This is a genomic window from Streptomyces sp. NPDC032721 (assembly GCF_055579625.1).
On record NZ_JBVIMX010000030.1, the window covers coordinates 29,682 to 52,083 of the forward strand.

At 70.0% G+C, this 22,402-nt stretch carries 21 protein-coding genes; 1 reads left to right on the forward strand and 20 read right to left on the reverse strand.

Going from position 1 to position 22,402, the window contains the following annotated elements; genetic code table 11:
- Nucleotides 1-30: 30 nt before the first annotated feature.
- From carB to pyrR, 6 genes are all read right to left on the reverse strand, one after another.
- On the reverse strand, nt 31-3,345 hold the full coding sequence (gene carB / locus ACZ5PB_RS39605; RefSeq protein WP_468698165.1) for a carbamoyl-phosphate synthase large subunit: 3,315 nt from the start codon (nt 3,343-3,345) through the stop codon (nt 31-33).
- A complete protein-coding gene (carA, locus tag ACZ5PB_RS39610; RefSeq protein ID WP_468698167.1) occupies nt 3,338-4,474 on the reverse strand; it encodes a glutamine-hydrolyzing carbamoyl-phosphate synthase small subunit in 1,137 nt (378 codons plus the stop codon). Before carA ends, carB begins: the two co-directional genes overlap by 8 nt.
- A complete protein-coding gene (locus ACZ5PB_RS39615) occupies nt 4,471-5,061 on the reverse strand; it encodes a PH-like domain-containing protein (RefSeq protein WP_468698169.1) in 591 nt (196 codons plus the stop codon). The genes carA and ACZ5PB_RS39615 overlap by 4 nt, the downstream gene beginning before the upstream one ends.
- Nucleotides 5,058-6,344, reverse strand: coding sequence for a dihydroorotase (locus ACZ5PB_RS39620; protein ID WP_468698171.1), 1,287 nt, complete (start codon nt 6,342-6,344; stop codon nt 5,058-5,060). The genes ACZ5PB_RS39615 and ACZ5PB_RS39620 overlap by 4 nt, the downstream gene beginning before the upstream one ends.
- A 2-nt stretch (nt 6,345-6,346) precedes the next feature.
- Nucleotides 6,347-7,330: an aspartate carbamoyltransferase catalytic subunit gene (locus ACZ5PB_RS39625; RefSeq protein ID WP_468698172.1), complete on the reverse strand. Its 984-nt coding sequence runs from the start codon at nt 7,328-7,330 to the stop codon at nt 6,347-6,349.
- A gap of 95 nt (nt 7,331-7,425) precedes the next feature.
- Nucleotides 7,426-8,013, reverse strand: a complete 588-nt coding sequence (gene pyrR, locus ACZ5PB_RS39630) for a bifunctional pyr operon transcriptional regulator/uracil phosphoribosyltransferase PyrR (protein ID WP_468698174.1) — start codon at nt 8,011-8,013, stop codon at nt 7,426-7,428.
- 206 nt (nt 8,014-8,219) lie between these two features.
- Between pyrR and bldD the strand changes: the two genes are divergently transcribed.
- Complete coding sequence (bldD, locus tag ACZ5PB_RS39635; protein ID WP_185030598.1) at nt 8,220-8,720, forward strand: transcriptional regulator BldD; 501 nt, start codon at nt 8,220-8,222, stop codon at nt 8,718-8,720.
- Between the two features lie 218 nt (nt 8,721-8,938).
- On the opposite strand, the gene nusB is transcribed toward bldD, so the two are convergent.
- The 14 genes from nusB to ACZ5PB_RS39705 all read right to left on the reverse strand — a co-directional run bounded on the left by nusB (nt 8,939) and on the right by ACZ5PB_RS39705 (nt 22,327).
- On the reverse strand, nt 8,939-9,379 hold the full coding sequence (gene nusB / locus ACZ5PB_RS39640) for a transcription antitermination factor NusB (protein WP_468698176.1): 441 nt from the start codon (nt 9,377-9,379) through the stop codon (nt 8,939-8,941).
- A 2-nt stretch (nt 9,380-9,381) separates the two neighbouring features.
- The gene (gene efp / locus ACZ5PB_RS39645; RefSeq protein ID WP_468698177.1) at nt 9,382-9,948 is read right to left on the reverse strand and encodes an elongation factor P; all 567 of its coding nucleotides are present in this window, start codon (nt 9,946-9,948) and stop codon (nt 9,382-9,384) included.
- Between the two features lie 60 nt (nt 9,949-10,008).
- A complete protein-coding gene (locus tag ACZ5PB_RS39650; RefSeq protein ID WP_468698179.1) occupies nt 10,009-11,124 on the reverse strand; it encodes a M24 family metallopeptidase in 1,116 nt (371 codons plus the stop codon).
- Between the two features lie 199 nt (nt 11,125-11,323).
- Nucleotides 11,324-12,193 (reverse strand): Pro-rich N-terminal domain-containing protein, encoded by an 870-nt coding sequence (locus ACZ5PB_RS39655; protein WP_468698181.1) that lies wholly within the window; start codon nt 12,191-12,193, stop codon nt 11,324-11,326.
- Nucleotides 12,194-12,383: 190 nt separating this feature from the next.
- Nucleotides 12,384-12,821 (reverse strand): type II 3-dehydroquinate dehydratase, encoded by a 438-nt coding sequence (aroQ, locus tag ACZ5PB_RS39660; RefSeq protein ID WP_468698235.1) that lies wholly within the window; start codon nt 12,819-12,821, stop codon nt 12,384-12,386.
- A gap of 5 nt (nt 12,822-12,826) precedes the next feature.
- Nucleotides 12,827-13,927 carry a 3-dehydroquinate synthase gene (gene aroB, locus ACZ5PB_RS39665; RefSeq protein WP_468698183.1) on the reverse strand — a complete coding sequence of 367 codons (1,101 nt, stop codon included), beginning with the start codon at nt 13,925-13,927 and terminating at the stop codon, nt 12,827-12,829.
- Entirely contained in the window at nt 13,924-14,406 is a 483-nt protein-coding gene (locus ACZ5PB_RS39670; protein WP_468698237.1) for a shikimate kinase, read from the reverse strand. Before ACZ5PB_RS39670 ends, aroB begins: the two co-directional genes overlap by 4 nt.
- Nucleotides 14,407-14,447: 41 nt before the next feature.
- Complete coding sequence (aroC, locus tag ACZ5PB_RS39675) at nt 14,448-15,632, reverse strand: chorismate synthase (protein WP_468698185.1); 1,185 nt, start codon at nt 15,630-15,632, stop codon at nt 14,448-14,450.
- 130 nt (nt 15,633-15,762) lie between these two features.
- Nucleotides 15,763-16,605 (reverse strand): shikimate dehydrogenase, encoded by an 843-nt coding sequence (locus ACZ5PB_RS39680; protein WP_468698187.1) that lies wholly within the window; start codon nt 16,603-16,605, stop codon nt 15,763-15,765.
- Nucleotides 16,583-18,268 (reverse strand): endolytic transglycosylase MltG, encoded by a 1,686-nt coding sequence (mltG, locus tag ACZ5PB_RS39685; protein ID WP_468698189.1) that lies wholly within the window; start codon nt 18,266-18,268, stop codon nt 16,583-16,585. Before mltG ends, ACZ5PB_RS39680 begins: the two co-directional genes overlap by 23 nt.
- A 121-nt stretch (nt 18,269-18,389) precedes the next feature.
- Nucleotides 18,390-18,854 carry a Holliday junction resolvase RuvX gene (gene ruvX, locus ACZ5PB_RS39690; protein ID WP_468698191.1) on the reverse strand — a complete coding sequence of 155 codons (465 nt, stop codon included), beginning with the start codon at nt 18,852-18,854 and terminating at the stop codon, nt 18,390-18,392.
- A complete protein-coding gene (gene alaS / locus ACZ5PB_RS39695) occupies nt 18,854-21,523 on the reverse strand; it encodes an alanine--tRNA ligase (protein ID WP_468698192.1) in 2,670 nt (889 codons plus the stop codon). Before alaS ends, ruvX begins: the two co-directional genes overlap by 1 nt.
- Nucleotides 21,523-21,879, reverse strand: a complete 357-nt coding sequence (locus tag ACZ5PB_RS39700) for a DUF6167 family protein (RefSeq protein WP_468698193.1) — start codon at nt 21,877-21,879, stop codon at nt 21,523-21,525. The genes alaS and ACZ5PB_RS39700 overlap by 1 nt, the downstream gene beginning before the upstream one ends.
- 7 nt (nt 21,880-21,886) lie before the next feature.
- Nucleotides 21,887-22,327, reverse strand: a complete 441-nt coding sequence (locus ACZ5PB_RS39705; protein WP_468698238.1) for a DUF948 domain-containing protein — start codon at nt 22,325-22,327, stop codon at nt 21,887-21,889.
- Between the last annotated feature and the right edge of the window lie 75 nt (nt 22,328-22,402).

Here is a 22,402-nt window from a genome sequence, read left to right on the forward strand (position 1 = left end):
GGGACACCGTTTCCGGTGTCCCCCTCGTTCTCAGCCGTCCTCGCGGGCCGCGATCAGATGCTCCGCGTGTTCCTGGAGTGAACGGACTCCGACGTCGCCCCGGTTGAGGGCGTCGATGCCCTGCACGGCGGCGGCGAGCGCCTGGACCGTGGTGAGGCAGGGGACGGAGCGGGCGACCGCCGCCGTACGGATCTCGTAGCCGTCGAGGCGGCCGCCCGTGCCGTACGGGGTGTTGATGATGAGGTCGACCTCACCGTCGTGGATGAGCTGGACGATGGTCTTCTCGCCGTTCGGGCCCTCGCCCTCGGACTGCTTGCGCACGACGGTGGCGTTGATGCCGTTGCGCTTGAGGACCTCGGCGGTGCCGGAGGTGGCGAGCAACTCGAAGCCGTGGGCGACCAGTTCGCGCGCCGGGAAGATCATCGAGCGCTTGTCTCGGTTGGCGACCGAGATGAAGGTGCGGCCCTTGGTCGGCAGCGGACCGTACGCGCCCGCCTGCGACTTGGCGTACGCCGTGCCGAACACCGAGTCGATGCCCATGACTTCACCGGTGGAGCGCATCTCCGGGCCGAGCACCGTGTCGACGCCGCGTCCGTGCATGTCGCGGAAGCGGCTCCACGGCATGACGGCCTCCTTGACGGAGATCGGCGCGTCGGGCGGCAGCGTGCCGCCGTCGCCGGTGGCCGGGAGCATGCCCTCGGCGCGCAGTTCGGCGACGGTGGCGCCCAGCGAGATGCGGGCGGCGGCCTTCGCCAGCGGCACCGCGGTCGCCTTCGAGGTGAAGGGCACGGTGCGCGAGGCGCGCGGGTTGGCCTCCAGGACGTAGAGGATGTCCCCGGCCATGGCGAACTGGATGTTGATCAGTCCGCGTACGCCGACGCCCTTGGCGATGGCCTCCGTGGAGATCCGCAGGCGCTTTATGTCGTGGCCGCCGAGGGTGATCGGGGGCAGTGCGCAGGCGGAGTCGCCGGAGTGGATGCCGGCTTCCTCGATGTGCTCCATGACGCCGCCGAGGTAGAGCTCGGTGCCGTCGTAGAGGGCGTCGACGTCGATCTCGATCGCGTCGTCGAGGAAGCGGTCGACCAGGACCGGCCGCGAGGGGCTGATCTCGGTGGACTCCTCGATGTAGGAGGAGAGGCGGGTCTCGTCGTAGACGATCTCCATGCCGCGTCCGCCGAGCACGTACGAGGGGCGTACGAGGACGGGGTAGCCGATCTCGTCGGCGATGGCCTTGGCCTCGGAGAAAGTGGTCGCGGTGCCGTGCTTGGGCGCGGGCAGACCGGCCTCGGCGAGCACCCGGCCGAAGGCGCCGCGGTCCTCGGCGGCGTGGATGGCCTCGGGCGGGGTGCCCACGACCGGGACGCCGTTGTCCTTGAGCGCCTGGGCGAGACCGAGCGGGGTCTGGCCGCCGAGCTGGACGATGACACCGGCGATCGGGCCCGCGAGGGACTCCGCGTGGACGATCTCCAGCACGTCTTCGAGCGTCAGCGGCTCGAAGTACAGGCGGTCGGAGGTGTCGTAGTCGGTGGAGACCGTCTCCGGGTTGCAGTTGACCATCACGGTCTCGTAGCCCGCGTCGCTGAGCGCGAAGGAGGCGTGGACGCAGGAGTAGTCGAACTCGATGCCCTGGCCGATGCGGTTCGGGCCCGAGCCCAGGATGATCACGGCGGGCTTCTCGCGCGGCGCGACCTCGCTCTCCTCGTCGTACGAGGAGTAGAAGTACGGCGTCTTCGCCGCGAACTCGGCGGCGCAGGTGTCGACCGTCTTGTAGACCGGGCGGACCCCGAGCGCGTGCCGGACCTCGCGGACGACGTCCTCGCGCAGACCGCGGATCTCGGCGATCTGGACGTCCGAGAAGCCGTGGCGCTTGGCGTCGGCGAGCAGCTCGGGGTGGAGCTTGTCGGCTGCCGCGAGCTCGTCCGCGTACTCCTTGATCAGGAACAGCTGGTCGACGAACCAGGGGTCGATCTTCGTGGCGTCGAAGACCTCTTCCTGGGTGGCGCCGGCCCGGATGGCCTGCATGACGGTGTTGATGCGGCCGTCGGTCGGGACCTTGGCGGTCTCCAGGAGTTCGGCCTTGTCGCCGGGCTCGCCGACGAAGGTGAACTGGCTGCCCTTCTTCTCCAGCGAGCGCAGCGCCTTGTTCAGCGCCTCGGTGAAGTTGCGGCCGATGGCCATGGCCTCGCCCACCGACTTCATGGTGGTGGTGAGGGTGGCGTCGGCGGCCGGGAACTTCTCGAAGGCGAAGCGCGGGACCTTGACGACGACGTAGTCGAGGGTCGGCTCGAAGGAGGCCGGGGTCTTCTCGGTGATGTCGTTGGGGATCTCGTCCAGCGTGTAGCCGACGGCGAGCCGGGCGGCGATCTTGGCGATCGGGAAGCCGGTCGCCTTCGACGCGAGCGCCGAGGAGCGGGAGACGCGCGGGTTCATCTCGATGACGATGACGCGGCCGTCGTCGGGGTTGATCGCGAACTGGATGTTGCAGCCGCCGGTGTCGACGCCGACCTCGCGGATGATCGCGATGCCGATGTCGCGCAGCCGCTGGTACTCGCGGTCGGTGAGCGTCATCGCCGGGGCGACCGTGATCGAGTCGCCGGTGTGGACGCCCATCGGGTCGAAGTTCTCGATGGAGCAGACGACCACGACGTTGTCGGCCTTGTCGCGCATCAGCTCCAGCTCGTACTCCTTCCAGCCGAGGATGGACTCCTCCAGGAGCACCTCGGTGGTCGGGGAGAGCGTGAGGCCCTGACCTGCGATGCGGCGCAGCTCCTCCTCGTCGTGCGCGAAGCCGGAGCCTGCGCCGCCCATGGTGAAGGAGGGGCGGACGACGACCGGGTAGCCGCCAAGCTGGTCGACGCCGTTGAGGACGTCGTCCATCGAGTGGCAGATGACCGAGCGGGCGGACTCGCCGTGGCCGATCTTGGCGTTGACGGCCTCGACGACGCCCTTGAAGAGTTCGCGGTCCTCGCCCTTGTTGATGGCCTCGACGTTGGCGCCGATCAGCTCGACGCCGTACTTCTCCAGCACACCCTGCTCGTGCATGGAGATCGCGGTGTTGAGCGCGGTCTGGCCGCCGAGGGTCGGCAGGAGAGCGTCGGGGCGCTCCTTGGTGATGATCTTCTCGACGTACTCCGGGGTGATCGGCTCGACGTACGTGGCGTCGGCGATCTCCGGGTCGGTCATGATCGTCGCCGGGTTGGAGTTCACCAGGATGACCCGCAGGCCCTCGGCCTTGAGGATGCGGCAGGCCTGGGTGCCGGAGTAGTCGAACTCCGCGGCCTGGCCGATGACGATCGGTCCTGAACCGATGACCAGGACGGACTGGATATCGGTGCGCTTAGGCACGCTGGCCCTCCATGAGGTTCACGAAGCGGTCGAACAGGTAGGCCGCGTCGTGCGGTCCGGCTGCTGCCTCGGGGTGGTACTGGACGCTGAACGCGGGCTGGTCGAGCAGGTGCAGGCCTTCCACCACGTTGTCGTTGAGACAGACGTGGGAGACCTCGGCCCGGCCGTAGGGGGTGTCGGAGACCTTGTCGAGCGGGGCGTCGACGGCGAATCCGTGGTTGTGCGCGGTGACCTCGACCTTGCCGGTGGTGCGGTCCTGCACCGGCTGGTTGATGCCGCGGTGGCCGTACTTCAGCTTGTACGTGCCGAAGCCGAGCGCGCGGCCGAGGATCTGGTTGCCGAAGCAGATGCCGAACAGGGGGGTCTTCCTGGCGAGGACCTCCTTGATGACGGTGAGGTCGACGGTGGCCGGGTCGCCGGGGCCGTTGGAGAGGAAGACGCCGTCGGGGTGCACGGCGTACAGGTCCTCGGCGGTGGCCGTGGCCGGCATCACATGGACCTCGATGCCGCGCTCGGCCATCAGCGCCGGGGTCATGCCCTTGATGCCGAGGTCGATGGCGGCGACGGTGAAGCGCTTCTCACCGACCGCGGGGACGACGTAGGTCTCCTTGGTGGCGACCTCGGCGGAGAGGTCGGCGCCCTTCATCTGGGGGGCTTCCTTGACGCGGGCGAGCAGCGTCGCCTCGTCGGCCAGGGAGGCGCCGGAGAAGATGCCGACGCGCATGGCGCCGCGCTCGCGCAGGTGGCGGGTGAGCGCGCGGGTGTCGATGCCGGAGATCCCGACGACGCCCTGCTTGCTCAGCTCGTCGTCCAGGGAGCGCTGGGAGCGCCAGTTGGACGGGATGCGGGCGGGATCGCGTACGACGTAACCCGCGACCCAGATCTTCGCCGACTCGTCGTCCTCGTCGTTGACGCCGGTGTTGCCCACGTGCGGGGCGGTCATCACGACGACCTGACGGTGGTACGAGGGGTCGGTGAGGGTCTCCTGGTAGCCGGTCATGCCGGTGTTGAACACCGCCTCGCCGAAGGTCTCCCCCACGGCCCCGTAGGCACGGCCGCGGAAGCTGCGGCCGTCCTCCAGGACGAGTACGGCGGGAGCCTGGCCGGCTCCCCGGGTGGAGATCGTCATCGTGCGGTGCCTTCCGTAGTAACTGCTGTGTTCTTGGAGCTGTCGGTCATGGAGTTGATGGCCTCGACCCAGTCCGTGTGCTCGGCCGCCCTGTCCGAGCGGAAGCCGGAGTCGATGAGCTTGTCGCCGTGCTCCCAGGTGACGACCAGCAGGCCGCCCTCCGCGAGGACCTTGCCCGCGATGCCCTTGTCGAGGCGGGCCTCGCGGAGCTGGCCGCGCGGGACGAAGAAGCTGTCCGCCCCGGGCCGTACGACGTCCAGGCCCAGGTCGGTGAGCGTCAGCTCCGCCCTGCTGCGGGTGCCGAGCCCGTGGGCCACGATCCGGTCGAGCCACTGCCCTGCCGTCGTGGACCCGTGGTACCGGCCGTCCATCCTCAGCTTCGCCTCACCGGGCTGCTCCGGCGATTCGGGGAGCTCCGGCAGGTCCGACTGGAGGGTGCCGCGCCACTTCCAGCCCTGGCGCATCAGCCAGTACACGAAGACCACGAAGAGGACCAGCCCGGCGACCCATGCGATGCGCGAGCCCCAGTCGGTCACCTCCGCCGATTTCTGCTCGGCCTCAGCCGCCAACGTAATGAGAGTTGTCACGCGAGTTTCCCGTCCACGACCGTCGCCCGGCCCCGCAGGAAGGTGTGGGTGACGCGTCCCGGCAGCTCGCGGCCCTCGTAGGGGGTGTTGCGGCTGCGGGAGGCGAAGCCCGCGGGGTCCACCTCTCCACGGTAAGCGGCGTCGACGAGCGTGAGGTTCGCGGGCTCACCTGCCGAGACGGGGCGGCCGTGGTTCTCCAGGCGGCCGATGACGGCCGGTGCGAAGGACATCCGCTCGGCGACGCCCGCCCAGTCGAGGAGGCCGGTCTCCACCATCGTCTGCTGGACGACGGACAGCGCGGTCTCCAGGCCCACCATGCCCATGGCGGCGGCGGCCCACTCGCAGTCCTTGTCCTCGTGCGGGTGCGGGGCGTGGTCGGTGGCGACGATGTCGATCGTGCCGTCGGCCAGCGCCTCGCGCAGCGCCAGGACGTCCTTCTCGGTGCGCAGCGGCGGGTTCACCTTGTAGACCGGGTTGTACGAGCGGACCAGCTCGTCGGTGAGGAGCAGGTGGTGCGGGGTGACCTCGGCGGTGACGTCGATGCCGCGCGACTTGGCCCACCGTACGATCTCGACGGATCCGGCGGTCGACAGGTGGCAGATGTGCACGCGGGAGCCGACGTGCTCGGCGAGCAGCACGTCGCGGGCGATGATCGACTCCTCGGCGACGGCCGGCCAGCCGCCGAGACCGAGCTCGGCGGAGACGACGCCCTCGTTCATCTGGGCGCCCTCGGTGAGGCGGGGCTCCTGGGCGTGCTGGGCGACGACGCCGCCGAAGGCCTTCACGTACTCCAGGGCGCGGCGCATGATCACGGCGTCGTCGACGCACTTGCCGTCGTCGGAGAAGACCTTCACCCCGGCGGCGGAGTCGTGCATGGCGCCGAGCTCGGCGAGCTTCTTGCCCTCCAGGCCGACGGTGACGGCGCCGATGGGCTGCACGTCGCAGTAGCCGGATTCCTTGCCGAGCCGGTAGACCTGCTCGACGACGCCGGCGGTGTCGGCGACCGGGAAGGTGTTGGCCATCGCGAAGACGGCGGTGTAGCCGCCGGAGGCGGCGGCGCGGGTGCCGGTGAGGACGGTCTCGGAGTCCTCGCGGCCCGGCTCGCGCAGGTGGGTGTGCAGGTCGACGAGGCCCGGCAGGAGGACCTTGCCGTCGGCCTCGATGACCTCGGCGCCCTCGGCGGAGAGGCCGGTGCCGACCGCCTCGATGGTCTCGCCGTCGATCAGTACGTCCTGGACGTCGCCGCCCAGCACCTTCGCACCGCGGATAAGGATCTTGCTCATGATTACTTGTTCTCCTCGGTACGAGCGGTGTGTGCGGTGGCGGACTCGTTGCCGCCCAGAAGCAGATAGAGGACGGCCATGCGGACGGAGACGCCGTTGGCGACCTGCTCGACGACCGTGCAGCGGTCGGAGTCGGCGACCTCGGCGGTGATCTCCATGCCGCGGACCATCGGGCCGGGGTGCATGACGATGGCGTGCTCGGGCATCTTCGCCATCCGCTCGCCGTCCAGCCCGTACCGCCGCGAGTACTCGCGCTCGGTCGGGAAGAAGGCCGCGTTCATGCGCTCGCGCTGGACGCGCAGCATCATCACCGCGTCCGACTTGGCGAGCACGCTGTCGATGTCGTACGAGACCTCGGCGGGCCAGTTCTCGACGCCGATCGGCAGCAGGGTGGGCGGCGCCACGAGGGTCACCTCGGCGCCCAGGGTGTGCAGCAGGTCGACGTTCGACCGGGCGACCCGGCTGTGCAGGACGTCGCCGACGAGCGTGATCCGCTTGCCTTCGAGGTCCTGCCCGAGCCCGGCGTCACGGCCGACCAGCCGGCGCCGCATGGTGAAGGCGTCCAGCAGGGCCTGCGTGGGGTGCTGGTGGGTGCCGTCACCGGCGTTGATGACGGTCGCGTCGATCCAGTCGGAGGTGGCGAGGCGGTAGGGGGCCCCGCTCGCGCCGTGCCGGATGACGACGGCGTCGACGCCCATCGCCTCCAGGGTCTGCGCGGTGTCCTTGAGCGACTCGCCCTTGGAGACCGAGGAGCCCTTGGCGGTGAAGTTGATGACGTCCGCCGAGAGCCGCTTCTCGGCGGCCTCGAAGGAGATCCGGGTGCGGGTCGAGTCCTCGAAGAAGAGGTTGACGACCGTGCGGCCGCGCAGCGTCGGCAGCTTCTTGATCGGCCGGTCGGCGACCCGGGCCATCTCCTCGGCGGTGTCGAGGATCAGGACGGCGTCGTCGCGGGTGAGGTCGGCGGCCGAGATGAGGTGGCGCATCATCTGGGTTCTCTCCAGGTGTACGGAGGGCTGGGAGGCGTACGAGCAGGCAGCCGTCGCCGTACGACCCGGATCGCGGGCCGCACAGCGGGCAGGCGCTACTTGTCGGCCGGGGCGGTCTGCTTGACACCGAGCAGCACGGTGTCGCGACCGTCCTCCTCGGCGAGCTGGACCTTGACCGTCTCCCGCAACGACGTGGGGAGGTTCTTGCCGACGTAGTCGGCGCGGATCGGGAGTTCACGGTGGCCGCGGTCGACCAGGACCGCGAGCTGGACGGCGCGCGGGCGGCCGAGGTCGCCGAGGGCGTCCAGGGCGGCGCGGATCGTCCGTCCGGAGAAGAGCACGTCGTCGACGAGGACCACCAGGCGGCCGTCGAGGCCGTCGCCGGGGATTTCCGTACGGGCCAGGGCGCGCGCGGGGCGCATCCGCAGGTCGTCGCGGTACATGGTGATGTCGAGGGAGCCGACCGGCACCGGGCGGCCGGTGATCTCCTCCAGCTTGGCGGCGAGCCGGCGGGCGAGGAAAACACCGCGGGTCGGAATGCCGAGGAGTACGACATCGTCGGCGCCCTTGGCGCGTTCGACGATTTCGTGTGCGATACGGGTCAGAACCCGTGCGATGTCGGGGCCTTCGAGAACGGGCCGCGCATCGGAATTGCCGGAAAGGCCGGTGTTGCTGGTGTCCATTTGAAACGGACCTCCTTCTCCGCCTCACGGGACGGTTCTTAAAGGACGTCGGATGTGCGTGTTCCACCGTACCAGGGGCCTTGGATCCCTTCTCTCACGGGGCTCCCACCCGTTCGGCTTGACGCAACCAAGTAACGCTGCGTAACCTCACAGTGAGTTACCAGCCACGCGGCGGAGCCGCAATGTTCCAGCGTCCGGGGAGCTTTATGTCCAGCGAATACGCCAAGCAGCTCGGGGCCAAGCTCCGTGCGATCCGCACCCAGCAGGGCCTTTCCCTCCACGGTGTCGAGGAAAAGTCCCAGGGCCGCTGGAAGGCGGTCGTGGTGGGTTCGTACGAGCGCGGGGACCGCGCGGTGACCGTGCAGCGTCTCGCCGAGCTGGCGGACTTCTACGGGGTTCCGGTCCAGGAGCTCCTGCCGGGCACCACGCCCGGCGGTGCCGCCGAGCCGCCGCCGAAGCTCCGTCTCGACCTGGAGCGTCTCGCGCACGTTCCGGCGGAGAAGGCCGGCCCGCTCCAGCGGTACGCGGCCACCATCCAGTCGCAGCGCGGCGACTACAACGGCAAGGTGCTGTCGATCCGTCAGGACGACCTGCGCACCCTGGCCGTGATCTATGACCAGTCGCCGTCGGTCCTGACCGAACAGCTCATCAGCTGGGGCGTCCTGGACGCGGACGCGCGTCGCGCGGTGGGCCACGAAGAGGTCTGATCCGCCACCTCTCGCGCCGTACGCCGCAAGAGAAGAAACGTCCCGCCGGGGGCGGTGGAGGCAATTACTGCCGCTGCCGCCCCCGGCGGTTTTTCGCTGTCCGCGTTTCCGGCCGCATCCGGCGTCGGCACACCGCATGGGCACACGAAAGGGCCCGCGGTACGGATATCCGTACCGCGGGCCCTTCTCGCAGCGAAATCCCCGCCCGCGCGACAGTGTCAGCTGTCGCTGTCCTCGCGGCGAAGGTTCGGCTTCAGGTCCTTGAAACGGCCGAGCAGACCGTTCACGAACGAGGGGGACTCGTCGGTGGAGAACTCCTTGGCGAGCTGAACCGCCTCGTCGATCACCACGGCGTCCGGGGTCCCGTCCACCCACACCAGCTCGTACGTACCGAGCCGGACGATGTTGCGGTCCACGACCGGCATGCGGTCGAGGTCCCAGCCCTCGGCATAGGTCGCGATGAGCTCGTCGATCCGGGGCGCGTAGCGCGCGTATCCCTCGACGAGTTCCATCGTGTATTCGGTCACCGGCGGCTGTCGCTCGTCGCTCCGCGAGTGCCGGACCCAGTCCGCGAGGACATCCTGCACGGACGTGCCGCGCTGATCGGCCTCGAAGAGGATCTGGAACGCGCGCTTGCGGGCGTTGTTGCGAGCGGCCACGGTTAGCTGTTCACCCGGCCGAGGTAGTCGCCCGTGCGGGTGTCGACCTTGATCTTCTCGCCGGTCGTGATGAACAGCGGGACGCCGATCTCGTAACCGGTCTCCAGGGTGGCGGGCTTGGTGCCACCGGTGGAGCGGTCGCCCTGCACGCCGGGGTCGGTGTGCTGGATGGTCAGCTCGACGGCGGCCGGCAGCTCGACGTAGAGCACCTCGCCGTCGTACTGCGCGACCGAGGCGGTGAAGCCCTCGATCAGGAAGTTGGCGGTGTCGCCGACGGACTTGCGGTCGACCATCAGCTGGTCGTACGTGTCCATGTCCATGAAGACGAAGTACTCGCCGTCCATGTACGAGAACTGCATGTCACGGCGGTCGATGGTGGCCGTCTCGACCTTCGTGCCGGCGTTGAACGTCTTGTCGACGACCTTGCCGGACATCACGCTCTTGAGCTTGGTGCGCACGAAGGCAGGGCCCTTGCCGGGCTTGACGTGCTGGAACTCGACGACGGACCAGAGCTGGCCTCCGTCGAGCTTGAGCACCATGCCGTTCTTGAGGTCGTTCGTGGAAGCCACGGTTGCGGAATCTCCTGGACTGGTGGAACGACCGAAGTGCGCCGCTCGGCAAGCATTGCGCTAGAGCGCGAGCAGTTCCTTGGTCGTAATGGTGAGTAGCTCGGGTCCGCCGTCCGCCTCGGGGCGCACGACGAGCGTGTCATCGATCCGGACCCCGCCCCGACCTGGGAGGTGAACCCCCGGTTCGACGGTGACCGGCACACAAGCGTCCAGTTTACCCATGGCCGACGGTGCCAACTGCGGGTCCTCCACGATTTCGAGTCCCACACCGTGCCCGACGGACGCCGAAAGGGCCTCTCCGTACCCCGCGGCCTCCAGTCCCTGCCGGGCCGCGCGGTCCACTTCTCGGTACTCCACACCGGGTGCCAGCGCCTCCCGGCCGGCCCGCTGGGCGGCGAACACCAGGTCGTAGAGCTCGATCTGCCAGTCGGCGGGAGTGGTGCCGATGACGAAGGTGCGGCCGATCTCGCAGCGGTAGCCCCGGTAGTTGGCGCCCAGGCAGACGGAGAGGAAATCTCCCTCCTCGACCCGGCGGTCGGTCGGCCGGTGGCCGCCGCGGCCCGAGTTCGGGCCCGTACCGACGGAGGTCGCGAAACCGGGGGCGTCGGCGCCGTGGTCGACGAGGCGGCGTTCCAGTTCGAGGGCGAGATGGCGTTCGGTCCGGCCGACCAGGATGGATTCGAGGAGTTCGCCCAGTGCCTGGTCGGTGATCTCGGCGGCGGTGCGCAGGCACGAGATCTCCTCCTGGTCCTTGACGATGCGCTGCTGCTCGACGGCGGAGCCCAGCTCGGCCAGGTGCAGCCGGGGCGCCACCGAGCCGAGCGCCCGGTAGCGGGCCATGGTCAGGTGGTGTTCCTCGACGGCCAGCGAGGTGGCACGGGCGGCCGCCGCGAGCCCTGCGGCGGCGACCGCCGCGTCCGCGCCGGGGGTCGGCAGGACGTGGATGCGCAGGGCCTCGTCGGGGCGGCCCTCGACGGGCGTGCCCTCGGGCGTGCGCGGACACAGCAGTACGTCGCTCTCCGGGCCGCCGGGGCCCAGCAGGACGACGGCACCGGCCGGGGCGCTGCCCGCGAGGTAGCGGACGTTGGCGGGCCGGGAGACGAGCGCGGCGTCACTGCCCGCGGCGGCGGCCCGGTCGCGCAGCCGCCCACGACGGATTCCAAGGACTTCGGACATGCCCCGAGCGTAGGTAAGCCCCTTCACCCCCGCCGCTCCTACGCGTCCGACCGTGTTCCCCGCCCGCGCCCCCTTGCCGAGCCCCCTTGGGCGGCGGGGCCGCCCCCCGGGGGCGGAACGGGCGGGCAAGGGGGCGGCCCCCGACGGAGTCACACAACCCGCCCCCGCCCCACCTACGCCCCCGTACCCCCACACACCCCTACCAAGTCGGCGGACTAGCCATCGCCCTCGCCAACGTCTCATCCAACAACTGCGCCGTCGTCGCCACGTCAAACTGCGAGTTGTCGATGATCGGCAGCCCGGACCCGTACCACCCGGCCATCCGGCCGTGGATCCGCGCCACCTCCTCGTCGCTCAACCGCCTGTTGCCACTGCGCTTGGCATTGCGCTCCAGCACGATCTCCAGCCCCGGCAGCAGAACCACCGGCAGCAGCCCGGGCCCCACATGCCGCTTCCAGCCCCCGAGCCCGACGACAGGCCGGTCCGGAAAGACCGCGTCGTCGACGATGCAGGAGATGTTGTTGGCCAGGAAGTTCCGCGCGGCGAACCCGCACGTCCGCCGCGCGAGCCGGTACTGCGCCTCGGAGTGGTCGTTCCAGCCGGCCTGCGGGTCGGCGAAGCCGGAGCAGACCCACTCGCGGACGTCGTCGAGGCTGATGTGCGCGGTGGGCACCCTGCGGTGCGCGGCCCAGTACTTGGCCACGGTCGTCTTGCCCGCCCCCGCAGGCCCTATCAGCAGCACCGCGAGGGTGGTGTTCCCGGTGTGCGCGGGGGCCGCGGCCGCAGGCGGCGCGGGCAGCGGTACGGGGCCGCCCGGAGGCAGCTGGATGTGCCCGGTGGTGTCACGGGCCCCCGGCGGCACGGGCGCGTGCTGCGGCTGCGGGGCGCCGGGGCCATGCACGGTGAACCCCGTGGCATGCGGCTGAGGCTGAGGCGCGTGCGGCGCCGAGGGCGGCCCCTGCGGCACCGGAGGCGGTTGCGGGGTGCCCTGCGGGTGCGGGGCCGCGCTCGCCCAGGCCGCGCCGGGTCCGTGGGGAGGTGGCAGCGGAGCCCCCACTACGTGCTGCATCCGGTGCCACTCCGTCTCGTACAGGCGACTGTTGCCGGGCCTTGGGGTCCACCCGAAGCGGTGGACCCGGATCGTGTTGATGCTGACCCGCGAAGGCCCACTCGAACCCTCGCACGGTACCGCCTCCGTCCGTTCACCTGATGAACGGCCGGAGGCGATACTAAGTGCCCTGCTCCGAGAGACGGTTGTTTCAGGCGTCGCGTTGCTCCGCGAGCGCGCGAAGCGCCAGCAGATAGGAGCCGATGCCGAAACCGGCGATGGTGCCGCTGGCGACGGCGGCCACCACCGAGGTGTGCCGGAATTCCTCCCGGGTGTACGGATTCGAGATGTGCACCTCGATCAGCGGGGCGGTGCGCTGGGCAGCCGCGTCCCGCATCCCGTACGAGTAGTGCGTGAAGGCACCGGGGTTGAGCACGACCGGAATCGATCCGTCCGCCGCCTCGTGGAGCCAGCGGATCAGCTCGCCCTCGTCGTTGGTCTCACGTACCTCGACGTCGTACCCGAGCTCCTTGCCCAGCTCCCGGCACGCCTCGACGAGTCCGGCGTACGAGGTCGCCCCGTACACATCGGGCTCGCGCGAACCGAGCCGCCCGAGATTGGGCCCGTTGAGGACCAGCACCCGGGTCACGCGGCTCACGCGGCGATCTCGGCGTGTGCGGCCAGCAGCATCGCCGGGTCCGGGCCCTCCAGGACGACGGGCTTGGCGAGGCCGTCCAGGACGATGAAGCGCAGCAGGTCACCGCGCGACTTCTTGTCGACCTTCATGTTCTCCACCAGCTTGGGCCACTGGTCGCCCCGGTAGGTGAGCGGCAGTCCGACCGACTCCAGTACGGAGCGGTGCCGGTCTGCGGTCGCGTCGTCGAGCCGGCCCGCGATCCGCCCGAGTTCGGCGGCGAAGACCATGCCGACCGAAACGGCCGCGCCGTGCCGCCAGTTGTACCGCTCGTTCTTCTCGATGGCGTGCCCGAGGGTGTGCCCGTAGTTGAGGATCTCGCGGAGTCCGGCCTCCTTGAGGTCGCCGGACACCACCTCCGCCTTGACCTTGATCGACCGGACGATCAGCTCGGTGGTGTGCGGCCCCTGGGGGGTGCGCGCCGCCTGCGGGTCCTCCTCGATCAGGTCGAGGATCACCGGGTCGGCGATGAAACCGGCCTTGATGACCTCGGCGAGACCGCTGACGTAGTCGTTGACGGGCAGCGAGTCCAGCGCCGCGAGGTCGCAGAGGACCCCGGCCGGCGGGTGGAAGGCGCCGACGAGGTTCTTGCCCTCGGCGGTGTTGATGCCGGTCTTGCCGCCGACCGCCGCGTCGACCATGCCGAGCACGGTCGTCGGGACGGCGATCCAGCGCACCCCGCGCAGCCAGGTGGCCGCGACGAAGCCCGCCAGGTCGGTGGTGGCCCCTCCCCCGACGCCGACGATCACGTCGGTGCGGGTGAAGTTGGTCTGTCCCAGCGCCTTCCAGCAGTACGCCGCGACCTCGACGGTCTTGGACTCCTCGGCGTTCGGCAGCTGGATCGCGATGACGTCGTACCCCTGCGCGGCCAGGTCCTCGCGCACCGCCTCGCCGGTCTCGGCGAGCGCTTCGGGGTGCAGTACGGCGACCCGCTTGGCCTTCTTCCCGATCAGCCCGGGAAGCTCGCCCAGCAACTGCCGCCCCACCAGCACCTCGTACGCCTCGGTGCCGTCCGTGCCACCTACGGTGATCCGGGTGGGTGCTGCTGCCTTGTCCGTCATGCGTCCTTCAACTCCAGTGCGTCGAGGACCGCCTGGGCGACCTCTTCGGGGGTGCGTCCGTCGGTGGCGACGACCACCCGGGCGACTTCGGTGTACAGGCTGCGGCGGGCCTCCATCAGCTCGCGCCACTGCTTGCGCGGATTGACGGCGAGCAGCGGGCGGGCCTGGTTGAGCCCGGTGCGCTTGACCGCTTCCTCCACGTCCATCGACAGATAGACGACGGGGTGCGCGCAGAGCAGTTCGCGGGTCGCCCCGTCGAGGACCGCCCCGCCGCCGAGCGCGAGTACGCCCGTGTGCTCGGCGACCGCCGTACGGACCGCCTCGCGTTCCAGGGCGCGGAAGTGCTCCTCGCCGTCGTCGACGAAGATGTCGGCAATCTCACGTCCCTGAGCTGCGACGATGTCCGCGTCGGTGTCCCGGTGGGCCAGCCCGAGCCGCTCTGCGAGGAGGGCTCCGACGGTGGTCTTGCCGACCCCCATCGGACCGACGAGGACGATCTTCGGCCCGTTCGGTGTGCCGGTCACCGGATCTGGAGGTTGTCGAGGTACGACTGCACGTTGCGCCGCGTCTCGCCGACGCTGTCCCCGCCGAACTTCTCGGCGACCGCGTCCGCGAGGACCAGCGCCACCATGGCCTCGGCCACGATGCCCGCCGCCGGAACGGCGCACACGTCGGAGCGCTGGTGGTGCGCGGCGGCGACCTCGCCGGTCGCGACGTCGATCGTGGCCAGCGCGCGCGGCACCGTCGCGATGGGCTTCATCGCGGCCCGCACACGCAGCAGTTCACCGGTGGACATGCCGCCCTCGGTGCCGCCTGCCCGGCCGGTGGTGCGCTTCACGCCGTCCGCCGTCGGGACGATCTCGTCGTGCGCCTTGGAGCCCGGCACCCGCGCCAGGTCGAAGCCGTCGCCGACCTCGACGCCCTTGATGGCCTGGATGCCCATGAGGGCGCCCGCGAGCCGCGAGTCGAGACGGCGGTCCCAGTGCGTGAACGAACCGAGCCCGACGGGCACGTTGTACGCCAGTACCTCGACGACGCCGCCCAGGGTGTCGCCATCCTTGTGGGCCTGGTCGATCTCCGCGACCATCGCCTTCGACGCGTCCGCGTCCAGGCAGCGCACCGGGTCCTCGTCCAGCTTCGCCTCGTCGGCGGGGACCGGCACGACCCCGTACGGAGCCTTGGCGGCGGCCAGCTCGACGACGTGCGAGACGATCTCGATGCCGGTGGTCTGCTTCAGGTACGAACGGGCCACGGTGCCCAGCGCGACGCGCGCCGCGGTCTCCCGCGCGCTCGCCCGCTCCAGCACCGGACGCGCCTCGTCCAGCGCGTACTTCTGCATGCCCGCGAGGTCCGCGTGGCCGGGCCGGGGGCGGGTCAGCGGCGCGTTGCGCGCCAGCTTGGCCAGCTCCTCGGGGTCCACGGGGTCGGCCGACATGACCTGCTCCCACTTGGGCCACTCGGTGTTGCCCACCATGATCGCGACGGGGCCGCCCATGGTGAGGCCGTGCCGGACGCCGCCGAGGAAGGTGACCTCGTCCTTCTCGAACTTCATGCGGGCGCCGCGCCCATAACCGAGCCTCCGGCGCGCCAGCGCGTCCGCCACCATGTCCGTGGTGATCGGCACACCGGCGGGAAGTCCCTCCAGCGTCGCGACGAGTGCGGGTCCGTGGGATTCTCCCGCGGTCAGCCAGCGCAACCTGCTCAACGATGCTCCTCATACTCGCGCCCGGAACTGCGATGACGCAGCCCGGATGCGCGGCCCGGACCCGCCGTCCCCGATCCTCCCACGTTCCGGCACCCGCCCCTGCCCCAGGTCCATCACTCGGACCGAAAGCTCACTTGGCGGACAGTGCCCGTTCGCCGGCGGCCCGCATGACGGCGAGCGGCGCGGCGGCCGCACCCGTCATCCGCTCGACCTGGAGCACCGCCTGGTGCACGAGGAGGTCGAGCCCGCCGACCACCGCTCCCCCGCGCCCGGACCAGGCCGAGGCGAGGGCCGTGGGCCACGGCTCGTAGAGCACGTCGAAGAGCGTCCCGACGGCCCCGGGCACGTTCTCGGCCAGCTCGTCGGTGGTCCCCGCCGGGGTCGTCGCGATCACCAGCGGCGCCGCGAAGGCCTCGCGCGCGTCCGCCCAGTCGGCGGCCCGCACGTCCACCCCGAGCCGCTCGCCCCAGGTCCGCATCTCGGCCGCGCGCGCTTCACTGCGTACGTACGCGGTGACGGGCCCGGCGCAGATCCTGGCCAGCGCGGCCAGTGCGGACGAGGCCGTCGCGCCCGCGCCCAGGATCGCCGCCGACTCGACCTTTTCCACCCCGCGCTCGCGCAGGGCGGAGATCATGCCTGGGATGTCCGTGTTGTCGCCGAGCCGCCGCCCGTCCTCCGTGAAGACGACGGTGTTGACCGCCTCCACCGAGGCCGCCGTCTCGCTGACCTCGTCGAGCAGCGGAATGATCGCCCGCTTGAGCGGCATGGTCAGCGAGAGCCCCGCCCACTCCCGCCCCAACTCCCCGATGAATCCGGGGAGTCGGGCCTCGTCCACCTCGAAGCGTCCGTACGTCCAGCCATCGAGGCCGAGCTCCGCGTAGGCGGCGCGGTGCAGGACCGGGGAGAGCGAGTGGGCGATGGGCGAGCCGAGGACGGCGGCCCGCCGCGTCTCAGCGGCCCTTCTGGCTGGCATTGAACTTTTCCTTCAGCTTGAGGAACTCGTCGTGCGTCTTGGCGAACTCGGTCTTGCTCTTGCCGTCGGTCGCCACGAAGTAGAGCCAACCGTCGCTGGTCGGATTCACCGCTGCGGAGAGGGCGTCCTCGCTGGGGTTGTTGATGGGGCCGGGCGGCAGACCGGTGTTCGTGTACGTGTTGTAGGGGTGCTTGTCCTTCTTGATCTCTTCTTCGCCAATGTTGATGTTGCTCTGACCCTTGGCGTAGTTGTAGGTCGAGTCGAACTGGAGCTTGCCCACGGTCTGCGGGTTGTACTTGAGGCGGTTGTAGATGACCTCGGAGATCTTGCGGTAGTCGTCGTGCGTCTTGCCCTCGGCCTCGACGAGGCTGGCCACGATGAGCAGCTCGAAGGGCTTGAGCTTCAGCTTCGCCGCCTCGCCCGTGATGTTCTGCGCCTCGTAGTACGAGGTCGCCTTCGACACCATCTTCTTGAGCACGTCCTCGGGCTTGGTGCCCTTGGACATCGGATACGTACCGGGGTAGAGGAAGCCCTCCAGCCGGTCCATGATCACGGTGTCCTTGGGCACCCAGGAGGGCAGGCCCAGTTCGTTGATCTTGTCCGTGGCGATCTTCTTGGTGGTGCCTTCGGCGAGTTCGAGCCGCTTGTCGATCTGCTTGTACACCGCGGCGTTCCGCGTGCCCGGAGGCAGGATGTAGTTGGTGCGGCTCTTCGGGTCGAGCATGAGCTCGACCGCGCTGGCCGCGGACATGCCCGAGCGCAGGACGTAGGCGCCGGGCTGGAGGGTGCGGCCCTTGGGGTTCTTCTCCGCCGCGGCTGTGAAGGCGTCGACGCTCTTGACGACGCCCGCCTTCTTCAGCGCATTGCCGATCTCGTTGAGGCCCGCCTGGTCCTTGATCTCGATCGCGACCTGGCCCGTGCCCTCGCCCTCGAAGTCCTCGGCCGCGCCGAAGCGGGCCTTCAGGAAGTCGTAGCCGAAGTAGGCGATCCCGCCCAGCCCTCCCAGAAGGACGGCCGAGACCACCAGACAGGCGACGCCGTTGCGGCTCTTCTTCTTGCCCTTGCCGCCGCCCTTGCCGCGGCGCGAGGAGGGCTCGTCGTCGTACTCGTCGTCATCGTCCGCGGCGCGCCCGGACCGACGGTTGTCGTCGGTGCCGGTGAAGAAGGGGTGCTCCTCCTCGACAGGAGCGTCCGGGTCCCAGTCGGTGGCCGGTTCGGGCGGGGCCTGCCGCTGGCCGGGGGGCTGCGGCGGGGGGTAGGCCTCGGGGGTGCCGTAGAAGTCGTGCTGGCCGGTGTCGTAACCGGGCTGCTGGCCGCTGTACGGGTCGGTGGGGTTCATCCCGTACGGAATCGCCTGGCCCTGGCCGGTGTCCCAGCCGTCCTGGTAACCCTGCTGGGGCTGCTGGCCGTAGCCCTGCTGCTGCGGGTACTGCTGGTGCAGTTGCTGCTGGGGGTACTGCTGACCGTCGTAGTACGGCTGCTGGGGCTGGCCCTGCTGCGGGTACTGCTGCGGCGCCTGGCCGCCGCCGTACGTGTCCTGCCCGTACGGCGACTGCCCGTGCGCGGCCTGCTGCCCGTGCCAACCCTGGCCACCCTGGTCCCCGTACAACGGGTCCTCGGGGTGCCACGGTTCGGAGCCCTGACCCCGGCCATACTCAGTCATCGGTCCCCTAGAGCCGCTGGGCGGCGGGTGTGGCGCGCGTGGGGCACGATCCGACCCGCCTCGTTTCCTGTGCGGCAGCTGTTCGAACGCCGCCACGGCGCGGAACGTTACCGTATCGCGATCAGACAACCACTTCGACGTCTTCGCCCGGGAGCTCTCCCGACACCCGTTCGGCCTCAAGCGCGTTCTGAAGAATGACAATCGCGGCGGCCTGGTCGATGACAGACCGGCCCTTTTTGGACTTCACGCCCGAGGCCCGCAGCCCCTGACTGGCCGTCACTGTGGTCATCCTCTCGTCCACGAGCCGAACGCCGACGGGCGCGATGCCCTTGGCGAGCTCCTGGGCGAAGGCCCTGACCTTGGCCGCGGCCGGCCCCTCGCCCCCGTTGAGGGAGCGAGGGAGGCCGACCACCACTTCGAGGGGTTCGTACTCCTCGACCAGCTGCTTCAGCCGCCGGTGGGCGGCCGGGACGTCACGTCCCGGCACGGTCTCCACCGGGGTGGCGAGGACCCCGTCGGGGTCGCACGAGGCGACCCCGATCCGGGCGTCCCCGACGTCGATCGCGAGCCGGCGTCCGCGTCGCATCAGGCGGTTTCCCCGACGAGGCGCTCGACGGCGTCGATGGCGTCGCCGATGGCCTCGACGCTGGTGCCGCCGCCCTGGGCGACGTCCGGCTTGCCACCGCCACCGCCGCCGAGGGTCTTGGCGGCGGTGCGCACCAAGTCACCGGCCTTCAGGCCGCGCTGACGGGCCGTCTCATTGGTGGCGATGACGGTCAGCGGGCGGCCGTTGGCGGTGGTGAACAGCGCCACCACGGCGGCCCGGTCGCCCTGGATGCGGCCGCGGACGTCGAGGACCAGCTTGCGCAGGTCGTCGGCGGAGGTGCCGTCGGGCACCTGGCCGGTGACCAGGGCGACGCCCTTGACGTCCTTGGCTCCGGCGACGAGTCCGGCGGCGGCCTGGAGCACCTTCTCCGCGCGGAACTTCTCGATCTCCTTCTCGGCGTCCTTCAGCTTGCCGAGCATCGAGGAGATCTTCTCCGGGAGTTCCTCGGGGCGGCCCTTGACCAGCTCCTGGAGCTGGGCGACGACCGTGTGCTCGCGGGCCAGGAACTTGTACGCGTCGACGCCGACCAGGGCCTCGATACGGCGTACGCCCGAGCCGATCGAGGACTCGCCGAGCAGCTTCACCAGGCCCAGCTGGGCGGTGTTGTGGACGTGCGTACCGCCGCACAGCTCCTTGGAGAAGTCGCCGATGGTGACCACGCGGACGCGCTCGCCGTACTTCTCGCCGAACTCGGCGATGGCGCCCTGCTTCTTGGCGTCGTCGATCGACATGACCTCGGCCTGGACGTCCAGCTCGTGCGAGAGGACCTCGTTGATCCGCTGCTCGACGTCGATCAGCACGTTGCCCGGCACGGCGGCCGGGGAGCCGAAGTCGAAGCGGAAGCGGCCGGGCTGGTTCTCGGAACCGGCCTGGGCGGCCGTCGGGCCGAGCGCGTCGCGCAGCGCCTGGTGGGTGAGGTGCGTGGCGGAGTGGGCGCGGGCGATGGCGTTGCGACGGTGTACGTCGATGATCGCCTGGGCCTGGGCGCCGACGGTGACCTCGCCGACCTGGACGACGCCCTTGTGGACGTACACGCCGGGGACCGGCTTCTGGCAGTCGCGGACCTCGACGATGGCGCCGCTGTCCAGCTTGATGCGGCCGGTGTCGCCGATCTGGCCGCCGCCCTCGGCGTAGAACGGGGTGCGGTCCAGCACGATCTCGACGTCGTCGCCCTCGGTGGCGACCGGCGAGGGCACGCCGTCGACGAGGATGCCGACGACGCGGGACTCGCCGACCGTGGAGGTGTAGCCGATGAAGTCGGTCTCGCCTGCGGCGTCCGCGATCTCGCGGTAGCCGGACATGTCGGCGTGGCCGTGCTTCTTGGCCTGGGCGTCGGCCTTGGCGCGGTCCCGCTGCTCCTTCATCAGGCGGCGGAAGCCGTCCTCGTCCACCGAAAGGCCCTGCTCCTGGGCCATTTCGAGGGTGAGGTCGATCGGGAAGCCCCAGGTGTCGTGGAGCAGGAACGCCTTGTCGCCGGAGAGGACGCTGCCACCGGCGGCCTTGGTCTCGGTGACGGCGGTGTCCAGGATGTTGGTGCCGCCCTTGAGGGCCTTGAGGAAGGCGGCCTCTTCGGCGAGGGCCACGCCCAGGATGCGCTGGCGGTCGGTGATGAGCTCCGGGTACTGCTGGCCCATCGTGTCGACGACCGTGTCCACGAGTTCCTGGACGACGGGGCCGGTGGCACCCATGAGGCGCATGTTGCGGATGGCGCGGCGCATGATGCGGCGCAGGACATAGCCGCGGCCCTCGTTGCCGGGGGTGACGCCGTCGCCGATGAGCATCACGGAGGTGCGCATGTGGTCGGCGACCACGCGCATCGAGACGTCGCTGCCCTGGGCGGCGCCGTAGCGCACACCGGTCAGCTCGGTGGCCTTGTCCATGACGACGCGCAGGGTGTCGGTCTCGTACATGTTCTGTACGCCCTGGAGGATCATGGCGAGGCGCTCCAGGCCGAGGCCCGTGTCGATGTTCTTCGACGGGAGCTCGCCGAGGATCTCGAAGTCCTCCTTGCCGAGGCCGGCCCCGCGCTCGTACTGCATGAAGACCAGGTTCCAGATCTCCACGTAGCGCTCGTCGTTGACGGCCGGGCCGCCCTCGACGCCGAACTCGGGGCCGCGGTCGTAGTTGATCTCCGAGCACGGGCCGCAGGGTCCGGGGACGCCCATCGACCAGTAGTTGTCCTTCTTGCCGAGGCGCTGGATGCGCTCGGCGGGGACGCCGATCTTCTCCCGCCAGATCTCCTCGGCCTCGTCGTCGTCGAGGTAGACGGTGATCCAGAGCTTCTCGGGGTCGAGGCCGTAGCCGCCGTCGTCGACGGACTTCGTCAGGATCTCCCAGGCGAAGCGGATGGCCCCTTCCTTGAAGTAGTCCCCGAAGGAGAAGTTGCCGCACATCTGGAAGAACGTGCCGTGCCGGGTGGTCTTGCCGACCTCTTCGATGTCCGGCGTACGGACACACTTCTGGACGCTGGTGGCGCGCTGCCAGGGGGCCTTGACCTCACCCAGGAAGTACGGCTTGAAGGGCACCATGCCCGCCGGGACCAGAAGCAGAGTCGGGTCGTCCGCGATGAGCGACGCCGAAGGGACAACGGTGTGACCGCGCTCCTCGAAGAAGCTCAGCCAGCGGCGACGAATTTCTGCCGACTCCATCAGTGGTCCTCATTCCGGTTGAACGAATTCCCGTGTCGATACGGGGAGTTGGTGGTGTGGTGCGAAGGCTTGGGCTGGTCGAGCGCCGCAGCGTAGCGCTGCGGCGGGAGCGCTCGCGCGTCGTCGGGGGCCGCGTCCAGGCCGAGCGCGTCGCCGAGTTCGGCCTCGCGCTGGACCATGCCGGCCCGCACGTCGAGCGCGAAGTCCTTGAGCTTGTGACCCGCTTCGACGGCCTTGTCGGCGGCCTGCGCGGCGAGGCTCTCGGGAGTCAGCGCCTTGATCTTGCGGTTGACCTTCTGGGTGGCCCACACGCCGGCGGCTGCGCCTGCGGTGAACCAGAACGTACGGCGGAACATCGCTGCGTCAGTCCTTAGGTCCGCGGGAACCCCGGCCGTTTCGCTTCGCCCGTCGCGCGGAGGGCAGCGTCCGGCCGACGATCACGGTACGGCGGTCCGGAACCGGCGGCTCCGGGTTCTTCTTGCGGCCGATCGCCTGTCGCACTCCGTACCCGAAGGCGGCGACCTTGACCAGGGGGCCACCGAAGGTGGAGGCGACGGTGGAGGAGAGCGCGGAGGCGTTGGAGGTGACCTCGGCGACGTCGGAGGCGATCGCGTCGACCCGGTCCAGCTGGGTCTGCGCGGATCGTACGGTCGCGGAGGCGTCGGACAGCAGCGGTACCGCCTGCTCGGTCACCTCGGCCACCATCCGGGTCGTCGCCCTGAGCGTCTGCGCCAGCCTCACCAGAACCACGGCGAGGAAGGAGACGAGAATCGCCCAGAAGACGGCCACCAGGATGCCGGCCACCTCTCCACCGGACACGTTTCACTCCCTGCTGCGTCGAGCTGTGTGGTCACGAAAAGTCGTTCCGCGAGCCTATCG

Coding starts and splice junctions, on each gene's coding strand:
- carA (WP_468698167.1), bottom strand. CDS start 4,474: ATGACGATCTCCACCCGGGGAGCCGGCCAGGCTCCCGCCGTACTCGTC.
- ACZ5PB_RS39620 (WP_468698171.1), bottom strand. CDS start 6,344: ATGAGCAAGATCCTTATCCGCGGTGCGAAGGTGCTGGGCGGCGACGTC.
- ACZ5PB_RS39625 (WP_468698172.1), bottom strand. CDS start 7,330: ATGATGCGCCACCTCATCTCGGCCGCCGACCTCACCCGCGACGACGCC.
- pyrR (WP_468698174.1), bottom strand. CDS start 8,013: ATGGACACCAGCAACACCGGCCTTTCCGGCAATTCCGATGCGCGGCCC.
- bldD (WP_185030598.1), top strand. CDS start 8,220: ATGTCCAGCGAATACGCCAAGCAGCTCGGGGCCAAGCTCCGTGCGATC.
- ACZ5PB_RS39650 (WP_468698179.1), bottom strand. CDS start 11,124: ATGTCCGAAGTCCTTGGAATCCGTCGTGGGCGGCTGCGCGACCGGGCC.
- ACZ5PB_RS39655 (WP_468698181.1), bottom strand. CDS start 12,193: ATGCAGCACGTAGTGGGGGCTCCGCTGCCACCTCCCCACGGACCCGGC.
- aroB (WP_468698183.1), bottom strand. CDS start 13,927: ATGACGGACAAGGCAGCAGCACCCACCCGGATCACCGTAGGTGGCACG.
- ACZ5PB_RS39670 (WP_468698237.1), bottom strand. CDS start 14,406: ATGGGGGTCGGCAAGACCACCGTCGGAGCCCTCCTCGCAGAGCGGCTC.
- ACZ5PB_RS39680 (WP_468698187.1), bottom strand. CDS start 16,605: ATGCCAGCCAGAAGGGCCGCTGAGACGCGGCGGGCCGCCGTCCTCGGC.
- mltG (WP_468698189.1), bottom strand. CDS start 18,268: ATGACTGAGTATGGCCGGGGTCAGGGCTCCGAACCGTGGCACCCCGAG.
- ruvX (WP_468698191.1), bottom strand. CDS start 18,854: ATGCGACGCGGACGCCGGCTCGCGATCGACGTCGGGGACGCCCGGATC.
- alaS (WP_468698192.1), bottom strand. CDS start 21,523: ATGGAGTCGGCAGAAATTCGTCGCCGCTGGCTGAGCTTCTTCGAGGAG.
- ACZ5PB_RS39700 (WP_468698193.1), bottom strand. CDS start 21,879: ATGTTCCGCCGTACGTTCTGGTTCACCGCAGGCGCAGCCGCCGGCGTG.